This window comes from Photobacterium sp. OFAV2-7, from assembly GCF_022347985.1.
Classification (GTDB): Bacteria; Pseudomonadota; Gammaproteobacteria; order Enterobacterales; family Vibrionaceae; genus Photobacterium.
In genome coordinates, this window is sequence record NZ_JAKRFQ010000511.1 from 1 (window position 1) to 3,690 (window position 3,690).

Annotated in this window: 3 protein-coding genes and 1 pseudogene; 1 reads left to right on the plus strand and 3 read right to left on the minus strand. The window is 48.0% G+C overall.

Annotation, left to right across the window (positions count from 1 at the left end):
* The 3 genes and pseudogenes from MHN01_RS19975 to MHN01_RS19985 form a co-directional block, all read right to left on the minus strand.
* Positions 1–740: pseudogene (locus MHN01_RS19975) on the minus strand (hypothetical protein); the annotation flags it as partial.
* Between the two features lie 201 nt (positions 741–941).
* Positions 942–1,667, minus strand: coding sequence for an oxygen-insensitive NADPH nitroreductase (nfsA, locus tag MHN01_RS19980; protein ID WP_239412974.1), 726 nt, complete (start codon positions 1,665–1,667; stop codon positions 942–944).
* Between the two features lie 106 nt (positions 1,668–1,773).
* Positions 1,774–2,976 (minus strand): iron-containing alcohol dehydrogenase, encoded by a 1,203-nt coding sequence (locus MHN01_RS19985; RefSeq protein WP_239412976.1) that lies wholly within the window; start codon positions 2,974–2,976, stop codon positions 1,774–1,776.
* Positions 2,977–3,252: 276 nt separating this feature from the next.
* Here MHN01_RS19985 and MHN01_RS19990 point away from each other — a divergent pair, with 276 nt between their 5' ends.
* Positions 3,253–3,516 (plus strand): GrxA family glutaredoxin, encoded by a 264-nt coding sequence (locus MHN01_RS19990; RefSeq protein ID WP_075766514.1) that lies wholly within the window; start codon positions 3,253–3,255, stop codon positions 3,514–3,516.
* Positions 3,517–3,690 lie beyond the last annotated feature (174 nt).

The following is a 3,690-nucleotide window of genomic DNA, read 5'->3' on the forward strand; positions in this document are numbered from 1 at the left end:
TCAAAGGCTCTGGGAGCGCGTTCAACCAGCTCCTTGCCTTTCAAAATCTCCGCCTCGACTCTGGCATAACTCACAGGCGCATAGTATTTAACATCTTCACGCCGCAGCTTTCGCAACGCATCTTCCTGAGGTGAAATGTAGGTCTTCTTAATTGTCCGTATTTCTAAGCTATGCGCACGTTCTAGAAATTCTTCCTGTTCTTCTTTGGCATCGCTTAATTCACTATTTTCTACCAAGCGAAATAACTTGGCGTAAAACCGTGTCAGCCTGACATACTCACTGCGAAAATACTGGCGGGCATCGATCGAGTTCAGGTAGCCCATCTGAGTAATTGCCGGTTCGAGCACATCATCCGCCACACGTTTTAAATGCTCGAGTTCCTTTAAGCTCTGTTCCAACACGATAACGTCTTCATAAAAACGATCAAGGTAGGTCGATGATGAAAACAGCGAATAGCTTTTGAATGCCACCTCTGGCGAATCTTTAAACTCCTGAAAAATTGAATCCGCCTTTTCCCAGCTCGACATCATTAAGGCATACTTATCGGGTGAATAGACTTTCAGCTGCTCGGTACCCTCCAGCTTTTTTTGCCAGATTTGGTGTGCTTTCAGGGCACCCTGAAAAAGATTTTCGGTATGTATCTGAGATGAAACTCCTTCTTCACCCTCTGGTGTGCTTTGGCAAGCACTCAGTAAAGTGGCAAGGCAAATAATACAAGCCACTTTCCCAAATTGTTTCATATCTCATTCCGCTGTTAAAATTTGCAAATGACAATACTGGTTAAAACCACCCTGAAGATGGCAGTAAGTCTCTGGTAGCCTCTCTGCGAAGCACTATTTTCGCGCCCTAAAATGGCAGGGAAATAGTGCCAACCAGTATCTAAGCAAATACGCTAATTAGTATTTTGGACTCAATTTCAGCCCTTTAGTTCTGTCTTGTTACTATTTAACGCTAAAACCTTTAGTATTGATAAAGTCCTTCATAAATGGCCGAGCCTCTTTATTCAATGTTGCTGTAATTTGCTCAGACCACGAAGTTTCTTTGTTACCACCAGTACGGGTTCGATAATATTCGCGTACCTCATTGTCATAATGCGCAAGCTGCGCTTTATCCAGCTCGGCCCGGTAGCTATTTTGATGCACAATCATTGACTGAGGCAATCTTGGCTTCAATTCAGGATGTTGCGCCGGATATCCCAAGCATAATCCAAATAATGGGATCACGTGGTGCGGAAGTGACAATAATTTCGAAACGCCATCAGGATTATTACGAATTCCACCGATGTACACCCCGCCTAATCCCAATGATTCAGCCGCCACCATCGCATTTTGCGCCATCAAGGCCGCATCCACAGCGCCAATCAGAGTCTGCTCTGTAAAACCCAACTGCGCCTCGGGATGAATTTGCTGATGACGCTGGAAATCAGCGCAAAACACCAAAAACTCGGCTGCCGAGGCAACATAGGGCTGACCACCGGCGAACTCGGCCAGTTGTTCACGTTTGTCCGTTTCCGTCACCCGGATAATGCTGACACACTGAATGAAGCTAGACGATGAGGCAGCAATCGCACTGTCAAGAATGGCCGATAACTGCTCTGCAGAAACAGGCTGTTCCGTAAACTTACGGATTGAACGGTGCTGGAGAATAGTCTCAATGGTCTGATTCATGGATATCCTTATCACACAAGAGATTATTTAAAATTGCTGCGCAATGTAACACAGATTAATCACCTCTATCATTAAGCTTCTGTCAAGATGGAATCAAAGTTGCCGGTTAATTATCCAACCTATCAGCAGAATCTAGCTCTGTTGGCTGCTTTTGCGGACAACAGTTACAAATCTGCTCCAGGATACTCAACAATCGCGCTTTGTTTAGTGGCAGCGGATTACCTTTGATGGCATTCGACAACAGCGCATCTTCGGCAACTTCATTGAACATGACATTGCACAGGCCATAGTCCGAAATCGGGGGGAGATTCAGCCGCTTCAGGGTCCGCTTGGTCCATAGAATGCCGTCAATGATTTCGGCATTCATTCTGCCCGTCAGGATACATGCAAGCTGACGGTAGCGGTTCAGCACATCAGCCCTGCCGGCTTCCCTGGCTGCCAGTACATTCTCCTGCATCACATACGGAGAAAGTTGGGCTGTGATCAACCCGTGGGGAGCATCAAGGCGACCGCCAAGTGCAGATGCCAGCCCGTGGGCAGCCCCGAGCTTAGCATTTGCCAGGGCCATTCCACCCAGCATCGCCGCAAATGACATATCGGCACGAGCACGAGGATCATCATCCTCACTGGCTGCCAGGATCGCCCCGGACAAACGGCGCAGCCCTTCTTCACACACCATATCGGTCAACGGATTAGGATCACCGCACACATAGGCTTCCATCAGGTGGCTGAAGGCATCCATCCCGCAACAGCCCGTCATAACCGGATCCATCCCGTAAGTAAGCGTCGGATCGACAATCGCCAGATCTGCCAGCATATCCGGGCTCCGCAGGCTGACCTTGACGTTTTCCTGGGCCGACCGGAGCACGGCATTCTTGCTGACTTCCGATCCGGTTCCGGCTGTGGTCGGAACCGCAATAAACGGAATGGGCTTGGCCTGCAACGGTACGTTTCGCCCGACCACCTCGACATAGTCATACACACTGCCCTGATTCGGGATCATCGCCGCCAACGCCTTACCGGCATCCAGCACACTGCCACCACCAATCGCCAGCACCATATCCGGCCGGAACTTACGTCCCATCGCGGCCATTTCTTCGATCATCGCTATCAGCGGCTCGCCATGAACGGCAACCTGCTGATACCGCATATTCTGCTGCTTGAGATAACTGATCACCGGATCGGCCCGCTGGCTGTCTCTGCCGGTCACCAGCAAGACGCTATAGCCAAACTGATTGAGCGAGGACAGTGAATTATTCAGGGCTCCTTCTCCGAATATGATCCGAGTAGACGTCATAAACTGGAACATAGGCACTCCATTACACTATTGAATTATTTCATTATCATCGAGTGTGCCCGCTAGAAGGAGTGCAATGTTGATTCTGAGCAACATTTTGCCGAGAACGTGGTACTTGTCAGCCATAATCACTACCTCATCACACTTCGTTCGTTTCCGCCCTTTTCACCCTTGTTAGCGAAAACTCGCTATCAATCGGTTTTATCTATCACAGCAAGAGATAAATCCCACTTTCTCATCACATCCAGTCACGATATAGTTACCGCATCAGAATAAAGGAGAGAGATTATGTTCGTTGTTATTTTCGGTCGTCCGGGCTGCCCATTCTGTGTTCGTGCCAAAGAGCTGGCAGACACGCTGAAAGAAGATCGTGAAGACTTCAACTACCGTTATGTCGACATCCATGCCGAGGGCATCAGCAAGGCTGATCTTGAAAAAACAGTCGGTAAACCTGTAGAAACCGTTCCTCAGATTTTCATCGACCAGGAACATGTCGGCGGCTGTACTGAATTTGAAGCATACGCAAAAGAAAACTTGGGTCTTTTCCAGTAAAACCTTGTTTTAACAAACACTTAAAAAAGGCTGACTATTCAGCCTTTTTTTGTGATTTATTGTACTGATATGTGATTTTTCGGTATAACCGTCGCCTAAAATCAGCTAGAATTCCACCACTCTTGTTGCTGTCTTTCTTCACCGGAAAATGTTGTTGTGAACATTGATGTAGCC